This window comes from Clostridioides sp. ES-S-0006-03, from assembly GCF_020662275.1.
Taxonomy (GTDB): domain Bacteria; phylum Bacillota; class Clostridia; order Peptostreptococcales; family Peptostreptococcaceae; genus Clostridioides.
Genome location: NZ_JADGMM010000008.1, coordinates 58345 through 75437, shown reverse-complemented (window position 1 = coordinate 75437; position 17093 = coordinate 58345). Strand labels below are relative to the sequence as shown.

The window sequence follows — 17093 nt, the reverse complement described above, 5'->3', positions numbered from 1 at the left end:
CCAGGAGGTAAATATGTCAGTAATATCAATGAAACAATTATTAGAAGCAGGTGTTCACTTCGGTCACCAAACAAGAAGATGGAACCCTAAAATGGCTAAGTATATATTCACAGAAAGAAATGGAATATATATAATCGACTTACAAAAAACAGTTAAAAAAGTTGAAGAAGCTTACAAGTTCACTAAAGAAGTAGCTGAAACAGGAAAGCCAATTTTATTCGTAGGAACTAAGAAACAAGCTCAAGATGCGATAAAAGATGAAGCTGAAAGATGTGGAATGTACTTTGTTAATGAAAGATGGTTAGGTGGAATGTTAACAAACCACAAAACTATAAAAACTAGAATAAATAAATTAAGAGAATTAGAAAAAATGGAAGAAGAAGGCGTATTTAACGTTCTTCCTAAAAAAGAAGTTATAAAATTAAGAGCTGAAAAAGAAAAACTAGAAAAGTACTTAGGTGGAATAAAAGACATGCCTGAATTACCAGGTGCAATGTTCGTAGTTGACCCAAGAAAAGAAAACATAGCTATTCAAGAAGCTCACAGATTAGGTATACCAGTAGTTGGTATAGTTGATACAAACTGTGACCCAGAACAATTAGACTTTGCTATACCAGGAAATGATGATGCAATAAGAGCCGTAAAATTAATAACTGGTGCTATGGCAACAGCTGTAATTGAAGGTAGACAAGGTGCTGAAGAAGAAGTAGCTGAAGACCAAGAATAATAATTTGACAATTAAATGGTAAGGGTCGCCCTTACCATTTATAATATGGAATAGAATAAGTAGGAGGAAACTTAAAAAATGGCTAATATAACTGCTCAAATGGTAAAAGAGTTAAGAGAAAGTACAGGCGCAGGAATGATGGACTGTAAGAAAGCTTTACAAGAAGCTGAAGGAAATATGGAAAAAGCAGTAGATTTATTAAGAGAAAAAGGATTATCAAAAGCTGCTAAAAAAGCTGGTAGAGTTGCTGCTGAAGGTCTAGTTGCAATAGAAATGAACGATGATAATACAGTTGCTTCTATGGTAGAAGTTAACTCAGAAACAGATTTCGTTGCTAAAAATGAAGACTTCAAAGTGTTCGTTAAAGATGCTGCTTGTATGGCATTAGCTACTGATAAAGAAGATATCGCTTCTTTATTAGGTGAAACTCATAGAGAAGGAATAACTTTACAAGAAGTTTTAAATAATAGAGTTGCAAAAATAGGTGAAAAATTAGACTTTAGAAGATTTGCTAAAGTTGTAACTAATGGACAAGTTGCTGGATATATCCATGGTGGTGGAAAAATAGGTGTTCTTGTTGAAATGGAAACAGAAGCTAGAGATGCTAAAGTTTTAGAATTAGGTAAAGATGTAGCTATGCAAGTTGCTGCTATGAATCCTAAATACGTTTCAAGAGATGAAGTAGATGCTGAATACATAGCACATGAAACAGAAGTATTAACTCAACAAGCATTAAATGAAGGAAAGCCAGCTAATATAGTTGAAAAAATGGTTAAAGGAAGATTAGAAAAAGAATTAAAAGAGGTTTGTTTATTAGAGCAAACTTTCGTTAAAAATCCAGATATAACTGTTAAACAATTAGTTGCTGATGTTGCTAAAGCAGTAGGTTCTGATATAAAAGTTGTTAAAGTTGTGAGATTCGAAGTTGGTGAAGGTATACAAAAGAGAGAAGAAAACTTTGCAGAAGAAGTTGCTAAGCAACTTAAGTAATAACCAAAGAGAGAACACGCAGGTGTTCTCTTTTTTAAAAAATAGAAAAAATGGATATGAAGGATTGAAATAGGAGGTTTCTGATGGATAAACCAATGTACAAAAGGGTATTGTTAAAATTAAGTGGAGAAGCATTAGCGGGAGAAAGAGGTTTTGGTATAAATAATGATGTAGTTAATGATATTGCTATTGCTATTAAAAAAATACAAGAAATAGGTGTTGAGGTGGCTGTAGTTGTAGGTGGAGGAAACTTCTGGAGAGGTAGAACTAGCGAAGGAATGGATAGAACTACTGCTGACTATATAGGTATGTTAGCTACAGTTATGAATGCAATGGCATTACAAGATGCACTAGAAAATATAGACGTTGCTACAAGAGTTCAAACTGCTATAGATATGAGACAAATTGCAGAACCATATATAAGAAGAAGAGCAGTTAGACATTTAGAAAAGGAAAGAGTTGTTATATTTGGTGCAGGAACTGGAAACCCTTACTTTACAACAGATACAACTGCTGCTTTACGTGCTGCTGAAATGGAAGCAGAAGTTATTTTGTTAGCTAAAAATGTTGATGCAGTATATGACAAGGATCCAAAAGTACATGCAGATGCTAAGAAATTTACAGAATTAAGCTATATGGAAGTTATACAAAAAGAATTAAAAGTTATGGATTCTACAGCTACATCTTTATGTATGGATAATAAGATTCCAATAAAGGTATTTGAGCTTACAACGGAGAATATAATAAGAGCAGTAAAAGGTGAAAATATAGGAACTACTGTAAAATAATGAAGAATGAAGGAGGAGTAAAATTATGAAACTAGAAATACATAAGCAGTTAGAAGAGAAAATGAATGGGACAATTGATGCTTTAAAGTTCGAATTTGGAACTATAAGAGCAGGAAGAGCCAATGCACAAATGTTAGACAAAATAAGAGTTGATTATTATGGAACTCCAACTCCAATAAATCAAATTGGTGCTATATCTGTACCAGAGCCAAGAATACTAATGATATCTCCTTGGGATAAATCTGCTATGCATGAAATAGAAAAAGCTATAGCTAACTCAGATTTAGGATTGAATCCATCTAATGATGGTGAAGTTATAAGACTTTCTGTACCAGCTTTAACAGAGGAAAGAAGAAAAGAATTAGCTAAAAAGGCCAGTAAAGCTTCAGAAGAATTTAAAGTTAGAATAAGAAATGAAAGAAGAGACGCCAATGAAAAAATTAAGAAAATGGAAAAAGGCGGAGAAATAACAGAAGATGAATTAAAGAAAGCACAAGATGAAGTTCAAAAAATGACTGATAAATTTATAAAAGAAATAGATACATTATTGGCTAAAAAAGAAAAGGATATAATGGAGGTATAATATTGAAAAAATATTATAACCTTTTAGGTCTTCATATAGATGAGGTAAAACAATATTTTGATGAACAAAATGTAGCTTATACCATAAAATCTATTGAAGGTAAAAAGGATAAAGATAAACTTGTAGTTCCTAGAGTTATAAAAATATCTGAGATAGGTGATAGTGTAGAACTAATAATCACATACTTTTCTGACTCCTTAATTTAAGGAGTCAGAACAATATTGGAGGCAAAATATGAATAACAACATCATGTATGACATAGACTTAAATAACATACCTACTCATATTGCTATTATAATGGATGGGAATGGAAGATGGGCAAAATCCAGATTTCTTCCAAGAACTGCAGGACATAAGGCTGGAGTAGAAACTATAAGAGATATAGTTAAAGAATGTTCAAATTTAGGTGTTAAGCACTTGACACTATATGCATTTTCAACAGAAAATTGGAAAAGACCAAAACTTGAAGTTGATACACTTATGAACTTATTATCTACATACTTAAGAAATGAAATAGCTGAACTGCATCAAAATAATGTAAAAGTAACAGCTATAGGAGAGATAAGTGCTTTACCAAAAACTTGTATAAGAGAATTAAATTCAGCTAAGGAAATGACAAAAGACAATACAGGAGTTAACTTAAATTTAGCATTGAACTATGGAAGTAGGGCAGATATAAAAAATGCTCTTATAGATATAGTAAAAAATTGTGAAAGTGGTAAAATAGATATAAACAATATTGATGAAGATATTATAAAAAACTATTTAAGCACAAAGTCTATACCAGATCCAGACTTGGTCATAAGAACAAGTGGTGAACAAAGATTGAGTAACTTTTTACTTTGGGAAGTTGCTTATTCTGAGTTTTACTTTACTGATATACATTGGCCTGATTTCAACAAAGAAGAATTACAAAAGGCTATATATTTATATCAAAAAAGAGATAGAAGATTTGGAGGACTTAAGTAAGGAGATTATTTTATGCTTACAAGAATTATTGCTTCACTAGCTCTGGTTCCATTATTTCTATTTGTTGTATATGGAGGGATTCCTCTTTATATAGCTGAGATGGCAATAGTTTATATTGCATTACATGAATTTTATAAAGCATTTAAAATAAAAGATATACATCCAATATTTATTATAGGGTATATATTTTCTATTTATTTAGCTGTAAAAAATATTTTTAACTTACCATTGGAATATACTTATGCAGTGCTTTTCATTTTATTTTTAGCAAGTATAATTTATATGTTGATGGGCAAAAGCAATGTTATAGATGTTTCGATTACATTTTTAGGAGTTTTTTATATAGGAGTATTTTTAGATTTTATAGTTATAACTATAAATAGCTTTGAAAGAGGGAATATCTATGTATGGCTTATATTTGTAATATCTTTTATGACAGATATATTTGCATATTTTAGTGGCTATTTACTTGGCAAACATAAGTTAATCCCTAAAGTGAGTCCTAAAAAGACTGTAGAAGGAGCTATTGGAGGAATAATAGGAAGTACACTTTGTTGTATTTTATTTGGGTATTTATTTGGTATTGATTTGCTTCAATTGGCTATAATAGGAAGCATAGGAAGTATAATAGCTCAATTAGGAGATTTATTTGCATCCTCAATAAAGAGATATGTAGGGATAAAGGATTATGGAAAGATAATACCTGGTCATGGGGGTATATTAGATAGATTCGATAGTGTTATATTAGTAGCGCCTTTTGTATATAATACTATTAAATTTTTTATTAGATAAAGATTGGTTGGTTTTAAAAAGGCAGTCTATAATTGCTAGTAATGAAAATAGCTATGTAACTTTTAAAAAGCAGAAGAATTCTGTGAGTATTTAGTTACATGGCTATTTTCATTTTTTTATAATTTAGAAAATATTGTAAAAAATCTTTTTTTATTTAATAATTTCGACATTTTTAAATATAGTATCTTTTTATAAGCTACATATCTGAATATAACTAATTTATTCTCAATTATAAATTTTATTTTTATGTATAATTAATAAGTCATAAGTATATTATTGATTTTATTTGATAAGTATGGGTATAATTTAAGTAATATATCAAAAAAAAGGAAAATATTTCCAAAATATGATAAAATAAATTCAAATAGTTAAATTCTCAATAAATAATATATTTTAATTGTTTATTGAAATATATTAGGTACTCCATCTTCAACATCATCAAGTTGATGATGTAAATTTAAAGTATACCAGTATAAAAATAGCTTTTGAATTAGGTAAGAATTTATTATATATATATAAATTTTCATAACTAGAAAATATGATTGGAATTAAAAAAATAATAGAAAAAAGTTTATTTCAAGAAGTTAAAGCAATTTAGGGGGGATGGATTAATAGGCATGTTAACTAATAATATTATAGACAAATTAACGAATTTAAATGGAAATTACAATTTGAGAATGATGCTTTCAAGTCTAGAAACACAGAAAAAGCCATATGGTATTATGTTTATTGGAATTGATGATTTCGAACAAATTAATAACTTATATTCTTATTCATTTGGAGATAGGGTTTTAAAAAAGTTTTCTAAATCTATTTTACCTTTTTTACCTGAAGATATAAGTTTATATAGATTAGATGGAAATGGTTTTGGAATTTTGTATCCAAATGGAGATTGTTATGAATTAACAAAACTCTTTAATAGGTTTCAAGATATCGCACAATGTATAAAACAGATTAATGGACATGCTATTTCATTTACTATATCAGGAAGTATTTGTTTTTATCCAAAAGATGGTATAGATTGTGATACACTATACCAAAATGCACGTGTTACATTTGAAAAAGCAAAAAAGCAAGGGAAAAAAACACTAATTGTCTATTCAAAAGATGAGTTGACTTTTTCGCAGTATTCTATACAGTTGATAGAGTATCTAAGAGAAAGTGTATTAAATAATTTTAAAGGATTTTATTTAAATTATCAACCACTTATTTTTAACAATAGTAAGAAACTATATGGATGCGAAGTATTGCTTCGTTGGAGAAATCCTAATTTTGAAATGAAACTTGGTCCAACTGAATTTATACCTTTTTTAGAATCTTCTGGGCTTATGGATACAGTTAGTCAATGGGTAATTAAAACAGCTTTAAAGCAATTAAAAGTATGGACAAAATATATGCCAAATTTCAATATGAATATAAATGTGTCATATCAGCAGCTTGAAGACCCTAGCTTCAAGTTTTTTATTTTAGACACTATAAAGCAAGAGGGTATATCTCCATCTCTGATTACATTGGAATTAACAGAAAATAATAACATAAAACAAATAGAAGAAATAAGGAGTTCTTTTGATTTTTTTCGAAGTCAAGGTATTAAGATTACATTCGACAGCTTTGGAGCAAAACATTCATCTTTAGAAATTTTTCGTGAACTAAGAGCTGATTCTTTAAAAATTAATCATACTCTTTTAAACCGTATTACATATGATGTAATAGACCAAAAAATCGTCTCTCAAATTATTAATCTATGTCATAGTATGAATATGTCCGTTTATGTGGAAGGAATTGAAAATAAAGAAACTTTAAAAATAATTGAACAGATGAGACCAGAAATATTGCAAGGATTTTATTATAATGAGCCTATAAACGCAGAGAAGTTTTATGAGCATTACTTTGAAAAGAATATTGAGAGCATTAATTATCAGGAAGATGTTATATCAAAAGAACTTTCTATAGAAAAAGAAAAAAGTATGGTATATTCTGCCTTTACTCCAACACATTCAATGAATATAAAAGAATTGGTTGATAATGCTTATGCAGGCATATTTCAAGTAGGAATGAACCCTGAATTTACTTTTCTTACATGTAATGAAGGCTATAGAAGGATGTTAGGTTATACCATTAAAGAGATGGAAGAAAAATTTAAAAATCAAGCATTAGGATTTGTGCATCCAGATGATATGGAATATGTGAATTATGAAATTAGAAGGCAACTTGGAATTAGCGATATAGTTACAATTGAATTTAGGGTAGTAAAATCTGATGGAACTCCTATATGGATACTTGGAACAGGCAATGTAGTAAAAGGTAAACAGGGTTCTAAAAGTTTAATTGTAGTCATAATAGAAAATGATAGGCTTAAGAAAAGGTCTTTAGAGATGGAAGAATCCTATTGGAAATACAGAAGAGTTTTAGATAATATTCCTGCTTGTGTAAAATGTATCCATTTTGATGAAAATTTTACTTTAGATTATATTTCTCCTAGCTTTATATCATTGATAGGTTATACAGAAAAAGAAATTAAAAGTAAGTTTGATGGAAAGTATATCAATTTAATTATAGAAGAAGATAGAAGAGTTGTACTTGGAGATATGATAAGCCAAGTTAATTCTGGAGATATAGTTACACTTCATTATCATGTTAGATGTAAAGATAATCGTTTGATTTCTTTAGAAACGATTTCTAGATTATGTGAAAATGATAAAGATGGCAAGAAGTACTTTTATTCAAGTATTGTGGATGTAACAGAGGCAACAGATGTAACTTCTGAAAAAAGTGATAAAAAATCTAATAGACTTGTTAATCGCTATCAAACAGCCTTAAAACAATGGGGAGATATATTATTTGAATATAGTTTTAAGGATGGTACAATAACATTTTCTGATAACTATTATAGTATATTTGAGATAGAACCAAGAGGAACAATTTCTGAACAATTATCAAATATTTATGAAGAAGACCATCAGATTTTACTTGACGCTTTAGAAAATGCACGTATTGGTAATAAGCCAGAAGCAATAGAGATACGTATACGTTCTAAAGATAACGTACATTTATGGTGTTCTATAGTATTTAATGAACCTGATAAGATTGGAGATGCTACTATATCGATACTAGGTAAAATAAGAAATATTGATGAAGAAAAGAGAGAGTATAATAAGTTAATTGAGCAATCTCAAAATGATTTAATGACAGGATTACTAAATAAAAGTACTACTGAGGAAAAGATAAGACACATGTTGCTATCAGTTGATGAAAATAAGAAATATGCATTATTTATGATTGATGTAGATAATTTTAAGGATGTTAATGATACTATGGGGCATGTATTTGGAGATAAAATCTTAATTGAGTTAGCGGAATGTCTAAAAAGTAATTTTAGGAAAACAGATATTGTTGGCCGTGTTGGAGGTGATGAATTTATAGCATTTATGGAGTATAATGGAGATAAAGAAAGCCTACAAAAAAAAGGTCATGATATATTAAAAAGATTAGATACCACGTTTACATATGATAAATTATGTTTTGAAGTAAGTGTAAGTATAGGTATTTCTAGATACCCAGAAGATGGGAAACAGTTTTACGAGTTGTATCATCGTGCAGATAGTGCATTGTATAGAGCAAAAGAAGAAGGTAAAAATACATATTGTATGTTTTCCATCTAAAAATAAAATCAATCAAACACATGTTACTACAAAGCTTTTGTAATCACCTTTACTAAGTGATTAGTTATTTGTAAGTTATATAGATACATTATAATAGAGGTAACTGAAAGTGCTTTTAATGAAATATCAGAGCCAGTTAATTCAATTTTAGAAAAGCTTACTTAAAGAAACCTTTAATTGAGAAAAAGTCTACAAGTATCATTTAGTACATTATTAAAATGTCACATCGTATAGATATGTATGTTGTATGTTAAGGAATTGAAACTAAGAAAGACTTAGATTTTTTAAAGACTATTAAATGTGATGTGGGACAAGAATTTTATTTTTCGAGACCAATAGAAGAAAAAGAATTTTTTAATAAATATGTGACTGAAAAATAATATAAATATTGTAAAAGTGTAATAAGAACATAACATGCTAGAAGAATTAAAAATTTGTAATTAAAATTAGCAATAGATAAAAAGTATTAGTAATGTAACTAATGCTTTTTCTTATTGGCTTTATTTAGATTAATAATCATAAGAATAAAATGTTCATATAATAATTGAGTTGATTTCAATTTGATTTTATTAATAATGTAATAATGTTATTTGTGTAATGTCCAGTATTCATAACCAAAGATACTCTTTCTTTTACAAAGTTGAACTGAGTTGTTTTTATTTGTCGAATCATACATGTTATTAGTAACTTTCATTTTTTTATTTTATTATTTACATTTATTTTAAGATAGTAATCGTTCCCAGAGCGAGAAGGATTTATTTCTTTATCAACAACTGTTACAAATTCAAACTCAGGTTTATCTAATGTTGCTATATAATTTAATGCTGGTGTTGTAGAAAAACTAAGAATAAATGTAGATAAGGTAATCAGTAATACTTTAAGTTTTGTTTCATGTCTTTTTTTGATAATTAATACTAAGGCATAAAAAATTAACAACACTATCATGTAAATAGCAGAAAAACTAAATCTTTCATTATTTGGTGTATTTAGGGTGTTTGTTGATAAAAGTAGAGTTAACATAGATAATGAACATGCTGTTAAAGGAAATGGTATATAATACTTTCTTGATTCTTTTGCTTTAGGTATTTCTAGTAGCATTTTAGGATATAGCCATAAATACATCATCCAACTGAATAGTAATATAAATATATAGATGGAAAATTAAATTTTCATAGGAGTAAGGAGAGCAATGATAGCAAGTATTGTTAGTAAATAACGAATAATACAAGTAACCTTTTTTTCTTTTTCTATGACAGCTAAAGTCCATCTATTTTTTATAAATTCATTTTCTCTTTTTTCACTCTGTTTCATTTAATAACCCTCTATTAATAGTATAGTTTTTTAATCCATTACTTTGTTTTATTTTAACATATTTATATAAAAAAGTAACATTGAAGTTTTTTATTTTTTGGAATGTTATGTTAACTTGGGATAATGATTATACAAATTTATAATCAGAAGAAATTACTTCTATCATTACTTAAAGTTAATAAATATAATTTTCTGTAAAGCTTTTTAATTAGATACAGATTATTTTAAAACATATTTTTGATAGGTGCTATTTATTGTTATATTAAAATGAATTTATTTATCAATATTGAAAGAACATGGTTTTAGCCAATTTTGAATAAATGATTATTTATCGAAAAAGATGAAAATTTTTCAAAATAGATAAAATATGATAAAATAGATTTTAGAAGAGGTGATAAAATGATTTCATACACTCCATTGTGGAAATTGCTAATTGATAGAAAAATAAGAAAGATGGAATTTGTAAATATATCAGGTATAAGTATTTCTGTTTTAGGTAGATTAGGAAATGATAAGTCTGTTTCTATGGATACAATGGAAAAGATATGTTTAGCACTAGACTGTAAAATAGAAGATGTTGTAGAAATAAAAAAGGATGTTTAATGATGCTAAAATATTTTAATAATATTGTAAAAAACATATAAAGAATAGGTAAGGTTTAATTTAATAGATAGAGTTTTATTGGATTAAAAATAAAAGTAACTATATGTGAATAAATTAAAATTAAAGAGTAATGCTATAATGTAAACTAAATATATTTTTCCAGTAATTATATGAAGTTTTTGTGAATAGTAAAAATAATTGTTTTAGTAGTGTTATAATGTCTTGGTAGGGTATATTTATTATTAGAAAGGATTATTATATGAAAAAAATATCAATTTTAGGTTCTACAGGCTCTATAGGTAAGCAAACCTTAGATGTAGTTAGAGAAAATAGAGACAAGTTTGAGGTAGTTGCAATATCAGCTAATAGCAGTATTGAATTACTACTTGAACAAATTGTAGAATTTAGACCTAAATATGTAACCGTTTTTGAGGAAAGCAAAGCATTAAAATTAAAAGAAATATTGCCACAAAATATAGAGATAGAAGTTTTAACAGGAATGGAAGGTTTAAAAATAATTTCATCACTAGATGAAATTGATGTACTTTTAACTGCTGTTGTGGGAATGATAGGATTGGTCCCAACACTTTGTGCTATAAAGAAGGGAATAGATATAGCATTAGCGAATAAAGAGACATTAGTAACTGCTGGAGAGCTTGTAATGGCAGAGGCAAAAAAATATAATGTAAATATTCTTCCCGTTGATAGTGAACATAGTGCTATATTTCAGTGTTTAAATGGAGAGAATAATAAAAATATAGAAAAAATAATACTTACAGCTTCTGGTGGTCCATTTAGAGGAAAGAAAAAAGAAGAACTTTTAAATATAACTAAAAATGAAGCTTTAAAGCATCCAAACTGGAGTATGGGAAGAAAAATAAGTATTGACTCTTCAACTCTTATGAATAAAGGACTAGAAGTAATAGAAGCTAAATGGCTATTTGGAGTAAAACAAGAAAATATAGATGTAGTAGTTCATCCACAAAGCATAATTCACTCAATGGTACAATATACAGATAGTTCTATAATTGCACAATTAGGATGTCCAGATATGAGGTTGCCTATACAATATGCTCTTACATATCCAGATAGAATGGAAAGTAATTTTGAAAGAATGAATTTTTCAAAATTTAGTACTTTAACCTTTGAAGAACCAGACTTAGAGACTTTTCCATGTTTAAAATTAGCTTATGAATGTCTAAAGATGGGTGGAACTTATTCTTCTGTTTTAAATTCTGCAAATGAAGTTTTGGTAAGTGAATTTTTAGAGGATAAAATTGGTTTCTATGACATACCATATTACATAGAGAAAACTTTAGAGGTTCATAAAAGCATAAGCAAACCAACGTTAGAACAAATTTTAGAAACAGATAGATGGAGTAGAGCTTATGTTGAAAATCTGATAAAAAAATAGGAAGGTGAATTTATGACTATAATAGCTGCATTAATACTATTTAGTATAATTGTATTAATACATGAATTAGGACATTTTATATTTGCAAAAAGAAGTGGGATTAAGGTAAATGAGTTTTCTATAGGTATGGGACCTAAGATATATAGTGTAAAAAAAGATACAGAGTATTCCATAAGAGCTCTTCCAATTGGTGGATATGTAAGTATGGAGGGTGAAGACGAAGAACAAATAAGTCCAAATTCTTTTGGAAATAAATCTATACTACAAAGATTTAGTACTATTGTAGCAGGACCAATATTTAATATAATACTGGCAGCAGTACTTTTAGTACCAGTGTTTTTGTATATAGGTTCTCCAACTACTACACTTGGAAAAATAATGCAAGATACTCCTGCACAAGCAGTAGGACTTCAAGTAGGAGATAAGATAAATAAAATAAATGGTAATTCTGTTAAGACTTGGGATGAAGTTGCAAATATTATAAATACTTCTTCTGGTGGAGAATTGAAGCTTAGTATAACTAGGGATGGAAATGATAAAGTTGTAAATGTAATTCCTAAAGATAACAATGGAAAGTATGAAATAGGAATTCAGCCACAAAGAGAAAAAGATTTCTTTGGTTCAATAGTAAATGCATGTAAAACTACTGTGGATATGACAAAACAGATGTTAACATTCTTAGGTCAAATGGTTACAGGACGTGTACCAGGAGGAATTGGTAATGCTGTTGCAGGACCAGTAGGTGTTATTGGTATGGTATCAGATGCAGCCCAAACAGGTCTTATAAATGTAGTCTATTTGGCAGCTGTCATAAGTTTAAATCTAGGTATAGTAAACTTATTACCAATACCAGCCCTTGATGGTTGGAGAATACTTATGTTATTATTAGAAGCTGTTAGAGGCGGTAAAAAACTTGACCCAAATAAAGAAGGTATGATAAATGTAGTTGGATTTGGAGCCTTAATGTTATTTATGCTTTTTATAACATATAAAGATATATTAAGGTTATTTCAATAATTTAACTTTATATAAAGTTTAAAAAAGCTATGTAGTTTTAAGTGAGAATAAATTAATTTTAAAAGGTTAAATTTATTCTTAGTTGTTTAACTATATAGCTTTTTAATTTATAATATATATGTAGTTTGTAGTATTTTTTAAGATATTGAATAATTTTAATATAAAATAATATATAGAGGTGAAATATGAGTTACAATAGAAGAAACACAAGAGAAGTTAGCGTTGGGAGTGTAAAAATAGGAGGAGAAAATCCTATAAGCATACAATCTATGACAAATACTGATACAAGAGATGCAGAGGCTACAATAGCTCAAATAAAAAGATTAGAAGAAGCTGGTTGTGATATAGTTAGAGTTGCTGTTCCTGATATGGAAGCAGCTAAAAATATAGGAAAGATAAAGTCTAATGTAAATATACCTGTTATTGCTGATATACATTTTGATTATAAGTTAGCACTTGAAGCTATAGAACAGGGTGTAGATGGTGTTAGAATAAATCCTGGTAATATTGGAAACATAGAAAGAGTTAGAATGGTTGTTGAGAAATGCAAGGAAAAAAATCTAAAAATTAGAATTGGTGTTAATGGGGGTTCTTTAGAAAAAGAACTTTTAAATAAATATGGTTCTGCAACTGCTGAAGCATTAGTTGAAAGTGCTATGGGACATATTAAGATTCTTGAAGATTTAGGTTTTTATAATATAGTTATTTCTCTAAAATCATCTGATATTTATAAAACTGTTGATGCATATGAATTAATATCAAAGAAAGTTGATTATCCTCTTCATATTGGAATTACTGAATCTGGAAGTGTTCATAAAGGAACAATAAAGTCTTCTATAGGTGTGGGAGCACTTCTTCTTAAAGGGATTGGAGATACTGTCAGAATATCTTTGACAGGTGACCCTGTTGAAGAGGTTGTTGTTGGTAAACAGATTTTAAGAAGTTTGGGTCTTTTAAATGACAAGATTAAAGTTATATCATGTCCTACATGTGGAAGATGTAATATAGATTTAATTAGTGTTGTAAATGAAGTTGAGGATAAAATTGGTAGTATGGAAAAAGATATTACTGTTGCAATTATGGGGTGTGCTGTAAACGGACCTGGAGAGGCTAGAGAAGCGGATATAGGCATTGCTGGTGGTAAGGGTGAAGGTCTTTTATTTAAAAAGGGTGAAATTGTAAGAATGATTAATGGTGATAAATTGGTTGATGAGTTACTGGAGGAAATTGATAGGTTATAGTAACAATCAATAAATATAAAATAGCTAGATATTCAATACATTTGGAAGAAATTTTATTCATGGTATTTAATTATCTAGCTATTTTTAATTAAGTAAATTTGAAAAGATATAAGAAATCTATATTCTAATTCAATCATATAAGTGAGTATCAAAATCTATTCTGTATTTATTATAATAAAATTATATTTGCTAAAATGAAAATTACAATAGTAGTACTGCAATATAATTACTATTATTGTAGTATTTAGTTACTAAAACTATTGATGTATTATGTTAATATAAATAGTAATACATTTTAGAACCTATTTAAGAATATATACTATAATTCTTCCTTGTATCATAAGTATACATGTAGTAAATACTTAGAAATAGTTTGTTTTTTAATAATGAACTTATAAAAAATAAACTATTAAATAGTAGAAAAATAGATAAAAATAGCAATTTTTTATCTATTTTTCCATTCTCTATAAATACTCTTAATTATATGGATATAATTCATAATAAGTTAGCAATAAATCAACCATTTTACCATAACTTTGGGTTCCTTCAGCAATTCCATTAGCTTTTAAATAAGAATTATTAAACCCATTGGAAATTTTATCGATTTTACCTTCATATCTTTGCCAAAATTCACTCTCATTTTTTAAATCCCTACGAACAGACTCTGAAATACCAGCAGAAATATCAGCATATGCCTTATAGTCAACTTTGCTTAAAGCAGAAGCAGTATAATTTAAGGCCAAAATATAGCCAGAATAATTAAAATCAATATCAGGATGTTTTATTGAAGTAAGATAACCTATAAAGTTAGCTTCATCTTCACTAGCAAATCCTCTCTGATGTGCCATTTCATGACCAACTGTACAAGGAATATATAAGTCAGGGATTGCAATATTAATATTTGCCTCACCTGTAAAGGGAAAGTATATACCAGTTATTCCTGTATAACACATAAGATGTGATGAAATAACATACTTTGGCTTAGAGTAACTACCACTAGCACTAGGTAAAATATATGAAATTTTATCATATCCTAATTGAGCTCTATTTATGACACCTTTATAATCTGTATTAGATTTTACGACACCATTTTTATCTTGTAGTGTAAGTTTTCTAGTTTCATTTGCTTTAGCTACCAAAAATTTATATAACTCAGAAAGTTCTTTAGTACTATGTTGCTTTGATTGGACAGAACTGTTGTTTTTTAAATTGTATTGGTTGATAAGGGTGTTCTCGAGTGGAACTCTATTGTAGTTTATACCCCAAAGTACTACAAAAAGAAAATAAACTATTGATAAAATGGATAATATATTTAAAATAGAATTCTTTAAAAATGTCTTTAAATTTCTATTCTTTTTAAAAATTGTAAATACAATAGAACATAAAAATAAAAAAATAGATATAACTATTATGTACATTGTAATTTCGTAGATAGAAAATGGAAATATTCCTGAAACTTTACTTAATAGCTGTATAACTTTTTTATCTATGGCTTGAGAATAATATTTTTCAACAATATGTGGAATTTTACTTGCTATGAAATTTAAAAACAAAGCAATAGGAAAAAGGATTAAAGAAAAATATTTTATTTTTTTACTCATATTTCACCTCGCAGACTTTAATTTATATAAATATATTATATATCAATTAAAGTTAGATTGTAAAATAGGTATAGTTATTTATATTTATGACTTTATACTAAATAAATGATAAGTTATAATATTCATATGAATAAACAATTTATGTATAACTAATAATAATTAAAAATAACAATTGTATAAGGAGTAAAAAATATTATGATAATAAGGCTTACTAAAGATAATTTTAATTTTAGATTTAAACAATATGAAGGGATGTTTTTTCATGCTGAAGTAAACGAAGGAGAAGAATCAATTAAATACAAAATAACTAAAGATAAAGATGGCACTGAACTAAAAGAGTTTGGAAGTACACATATAAAGGATAATATGATATATATACCTCAAATAGAAGCATACATAGATTTAAACAGTATAAAATAAAGATTGTAGGTATTAATTTAAAAAGAGGGTTATGTTTAGGGGGGAATACAGTATGAGTAAAGCATTAGACATAGTAATAAGACCAGTAAGAAGGGAAGACGCACAATCGATTAATGAAATGAGAAGAGCATATAATGTTATGAGAAATACACTAGCATTAATGAGTGATAGGCTGGATAGAACTATAGCTATGCTAGATTCTCTAGGTGAAAATGATTATATGTTTGTGGCTGAAATTAATAATGATGGAGAAAAAAATGTAATAGGTTTTGCTGGTTTACATGTGAATCCATCTCCAAGATTAAGACATAGTGCAGAACTAGGAATAACTGTTGATGAAAAGTATCATGGTATAGGAGTAGGTCAAAAGCTTATGGAACAACTTTTAGACATAGCAGACAATTGGATTAAGTTGATGAGAGTAGGGTTAGAAGTAATTGTAGACAATGAAAAGGGATTAAACTTATACAAAAAACTGGGATTTGAAATAGAAGGAACTAAAAAATATGCTGTAATTAGAGATGGAAAATTTGAAGATGTTTATATCATGGGAAGATATAATAAAGATTTAATTTAACTCATTCCAATAAAAATAGAGAAGTAGAATAGATTATCTATTAATAAAGAATTTTCATTAAAGATAATTTAATATTACTTCTCTATTATATTTTAAAAACTTTATTATCGAAAATTTATAAAAACATTCTATATACAAATAGAATTATTAGCAATATCAAAGCTACCTTAAAAGCTAGACTAGCAACAGTTTTTATAATTTTTACAGAAACGCCTATAGCAACTATAGCAAATACTATTTTAAAGAGTAAATCTATATCCATATTTAAGCCTCCTATTCTATCATACATATAGATATTATTGACAAATATCTAGGAAAAAATTCCATCAATACACTATAATAAATTGTTTATATTTGTAATTTATTGAGTCTATTATTATATAATACATAAAAGAATA

Annotated in this window: 18 protein-coding genes; 14 read left to right on the top strand and 4 right to left on the bottom strand. The window is 27.8% G+C overall.

Going from position 1 to position 17093, the window contains the following annotated elements; all coding sequences use genetic code 11:
- Positions 1–13 precede the first annotated feature (13 nt).
- The 8 genes from rpsB to IR151_RS12170 all read left to right on the top strand — a co-directional run bounded on the left by rpsB (position 14) and on the right by IR151_RS12170 (position 8511).
- A complete protein-coding gene (rpsB, locus tag IR151_RS12205; RefSeq protein ID WP_003424537.1) occupies positions 14–727 on the top strand; it encodes a 30S ribosomal protein S2 in 714 nt (237 codons plus the stop codon).
- Positions 728–805: 78 nt separating this feature from the next.
- Positions 806–1717 (top strand): translation elongation factor Ts, encoded by a 912-nt coding sequence (tsf, locus tag IR151_RS12200; protein WP_021384993.1) that lies wholly within the window; start codon positions 806–808, stop codon positions 1715–1717.
- Between the two features lie 83 nt (positions 1718–1800).
- A complete protein-coding gene (pyrH, locus tag IR151_RS12195) occupies positions 1801–2505 on the top strand; it encodes a UMP kinase (protein ID WP_003430597.1) in 705 nt (234 codons plus the stop codon).
- Between the two features lie 25 nt (positions 2506–2530).
- Entirely contained in the window at positions 2531–3088 is a 558-nt protein-coding gene (gene frr, locus IR151_RS12190) for a ribosome recycling factor (RefSeq protein ID WP_227434791.1), read from the top strand.
- Between the two features lie 2 nt (positions 3089–3090).
- Positions 3091–3294 (top strand): hypothetical protein, encoded by a 204-nt coding sequence (locus tag IR151_RS12185; RefSeq protein ID WP_227434790.1) that lies wholly within the window; start codon positions 3091–3093, stop codon positions 3292–3294.
- 28 nt (positions 3295–3322) lie between these two features.
- Entirely contained in the window at positions 3323–4057 is a 735-nt protein-coding gene (locus tag IR151_RS12180; protein ID WP_227434789.1) for an isoprenyl transferase, read from the top strand.
- 12 nt (positions 4058–4069) lie between these two features.
- Positions 4070–4849 (top strand): phosphatidate cytidylyltransferase, encoded by a 780-nt coding sequence (locus IR151_RS12175; protein ID WP_227434788.1) that lies wholly within the window; start codon positions 4070–4072, stop codon positions 4847–4849.
- A 617-nt stretch (positions 4850–5466) separates the two neighbouring features.
- Positions 5467–8511: a diguanylate cyclase domain-containing protein gene (locus IR151_RS12170; RefSeq protein WP_227434787.1), complete on the top strand. Its 3045-nt coding sequence runs from the start codon at positions 5467–5469 to the stop codon at positions 8509–8511.
- 690 nt (positions 8512–9201) lie between these two features.
- Here IR151_RS12170 and IR151_RS12165 read toward each other — a convergent pair.
- Together IR151_RS12165 and IR151_RS12160 are read right to left on the bottom strand one after the other, a co-directional pair.
- Complete coding sequence (locus IR151_RS12165) at positions 9202–9633, bottom strand: hypothetical protein (RefSeq protein ID WP_227434786.1); 432 nt, start codon at positions 9631–9633, stop codon at positions 9202–9204.
- 39 nt (positions 9634–9672) lie between these two features.
- A complete protein-coding gene (locus IR151_RS12160; RefSeq protein WP_227434785.1) occupies positions 9673–9822 on the bottom strand; it encodes a hypothetical protein in 150 nt (49 codons plus the stop codon).
- Between the two features lie 399 nt (positions 9823–10221).
- Between IR151_RS12160 and IR151_RS12155 the strand changes: the two genes are divergently transcribed.
- From IR151_RS12155 to ispG, 4 genes are all read left to right on the top strand, one after another.
- Complete coding sequence (locus IR151_RS12155) at positions 10222–10425, top strand: helix-turn-helix domain-containing protein (RefSeq protein ID WP_227434784.1); 204 nt, start codon at positions 10222–10224, stop codon at positions 10423–10425.
- Positions 10426–10684: 259 nt separating this feature from the next.
- Positions 10685–11839: a 1-deoxy-D-xylulose-5-phosphate reductoisomerase gene (locus tag IR151_RS12150; RefSeq protein WP_227434783.1), complete on the top strand. Its 1155-nt coding sequence runs from the start codon at positions 10685–10687 to the stop codon at positions 11837–11839.
- A 12-nt stretch (positions 11840–11851) separates the two neighbouring features.
- A complete protein-coding gene (gene rseP / locus IR151_RS12145; RefSeq protein WP_227434782.1) occupies positions 11852–12856 on the top strand; it encodes an RIP metalloprotease RseP in 1005 nt (334 codons plus the stop codon).
- Positions 12857–13041: 185 nt separating this feature from the next.
- On the top strand, positions 13042–14097 hold the full coding sequence (gene ispG / locus IR151_RS12140; RefSeq protein WP_227434781.1) for a flavodoxin-dependent (E)-4-hydroxy-3-methylbut-2-enyl-diphosphate synthase: 1056 nt from the start codon (positions 13042–13044) through the stop codon (positions 14095–14097).
- Positions 14098–14573: 476 nt separating this feature from the next.
- Here ispG and IR151_RS12135 read toward each other — a convergent pair whose 3' ends face one another.
- Positions 14574–15698, bottom strand: coding sequence for a DUF3810 domain-containing protein (locus tag IR151_RS12135; protein WP_227434780.1), 1125 nt, complete (start codon positions 15696–15698; stop codon positions 14574–14576).
- 195 nt (positions 15699–15893) lie between these two features.
- On the opposite strand from IR151_RS12135, the gene IR151_RS12130 reads away from it, so the two are divergent.
- Both IR151_RS12130 and IR151_RS12125 read left to right on the top strand, forming a co-directional pair.
- Positions 15894–16118 (top strand): hypothetical protein, encoded by a 225-nt coding sequence (locus tag IR151_RS12130; RefSeq protein ID WP_227434779.1) that lies wholly within the window; start codon positions 15894–15896, stop codon positions 16116–16118.
- 52 nt (positions 16119–16170) lie between these two features.
- Positions 16171–16695, top strand: a complete 525-nt coding sequence (locus IR151_RS12125) for a GNAT family N-acetyltransferase (protein ID WP_227434778.1) — start codon at positions 16171–16173, stop codon at positions 16693–16695.
- 115 nt (positions 16696–16810) lie between these two features.
- Here IR151_RS12125 and IR151_RS12120 read toward each other — a convergent pair whose 3' ends face one another.
- Positions 16811–16957, bottom strand: a complete 147-nt coding sequence (locus IR151_RS12120; RefSeq protein ID WP_227434777.1) for a hypothetical protein — start codon at positions 16955–16957, stop codon at positions 16811–16813.
- Positions 16958–17093 lie beyond the last annotated feature (136 nt).

Coding starts and splice junctions, on each gene's coding strand:
- IR151_RS12125 (WP_227434778.1), top strand. CDS start 16,171: ATGAGTAAAGCATTAGACATAGTAATAAGACCAGTAAGAAGGGAAGAC.
- frr (WP_227434791.1), top strand. CDS start 2,531: ATGAAACTAGAAATACATAAGCAGTTAGAAGAGAAAATGAATGGGACA.
- IR151_RS12160 (WP_227434785.1), bottom strand. CDS start 9,822: ATGAAACAGAGTGAAAAAAGAGAAAATGAATTTATAAAAAATAGATGG.
- IR151_RS12135 (WP_227434780.1), bottom strand. CDS start 15,698: ATGAGTAAAAAAATAAAATATTTTTCTTTAATCCTTTTTCCTATTGCT.
- pyrH (WP_003430597.1), top strand. CDS start 1,801: ATGGATAAACCAATGTACAAAAGGGTATTGTTAAAATTAAGTGGAGAA.
- IR151_RS12165 (WP_227434786.1), bottom strand. CDS start 9,633: ATGTATTTATGGCTATATCCTAAAATGCTACTAGAAATACCTAAAGCA.
- ispG (WP_227434781.1), top strand. CDS start 13,042: ATGAGTTACAATAGAAGAAACACAAGAGAAGTTAGCGTTGGGAGTGTA.
- IR151_RS12130 (WP_227434779.1), top strand. CDS start 15,894: ATGATAATAAGGCTTACTAAAGATAATTTTAATTTTAGATTTAAACAA.
- tsf (WP_021384993.1), top strand. CDS start 806: ATGGCTAATATAACTGCTCAAATGGTAAAAGAGTTAAGAGAAAGTACA.
- IR151_RS12150 (WP_227434783.1), top strand. CDS start 10,685: ATGAAAAAAATATCAATTTTAGGTTCTACAGGCTCTATAGGTAAGCAA.
- IR151_RS12155 (WP_227434784.1), top strand. CDS start 10,222: ATGATTTCATACACTCCATTGTGGAAATTGCTAATTGATAGAAAAATA.
- IR151_RS12170 (WP_227434787.1), top strand. CDS start 5,467: ATGTTAACTAATAATATTATAGACAAATTAACGAATTTAAATGGAAAT.
- IR151_RS12120 (WP_227434777.1), bottom strand. CDS start 16,957: ATGGATATAGATTTACTCTTTAAAATAGTATTTGCTATAGTTGCTATA.
- rseP (WP_227434782.1), top strand. CDS start 11,852: ATGACTATAATAGCTGCATTAATACTATTTAGTATAATTGTATTAATA.
- IR151_RS12180 (WP_227434789.1), top strand. CDS start 3,323: ATGAATAACAACATCATGTATGACATAGACTTAAATAACATACCTACT.
- IR151_RS12175 (WP_227434788.1), top strand. CDS start 4,070: ATGCTTACAAGAATTATTGCTTCACTAGCTCTGGTTCCATTATTTCTA.
- rpsB (WP_003424537.1), top strand. CDS start 14: ATGTCAGTAATATCAATGAAACAATTATTAGAAGCAGGTGTTCACTTC.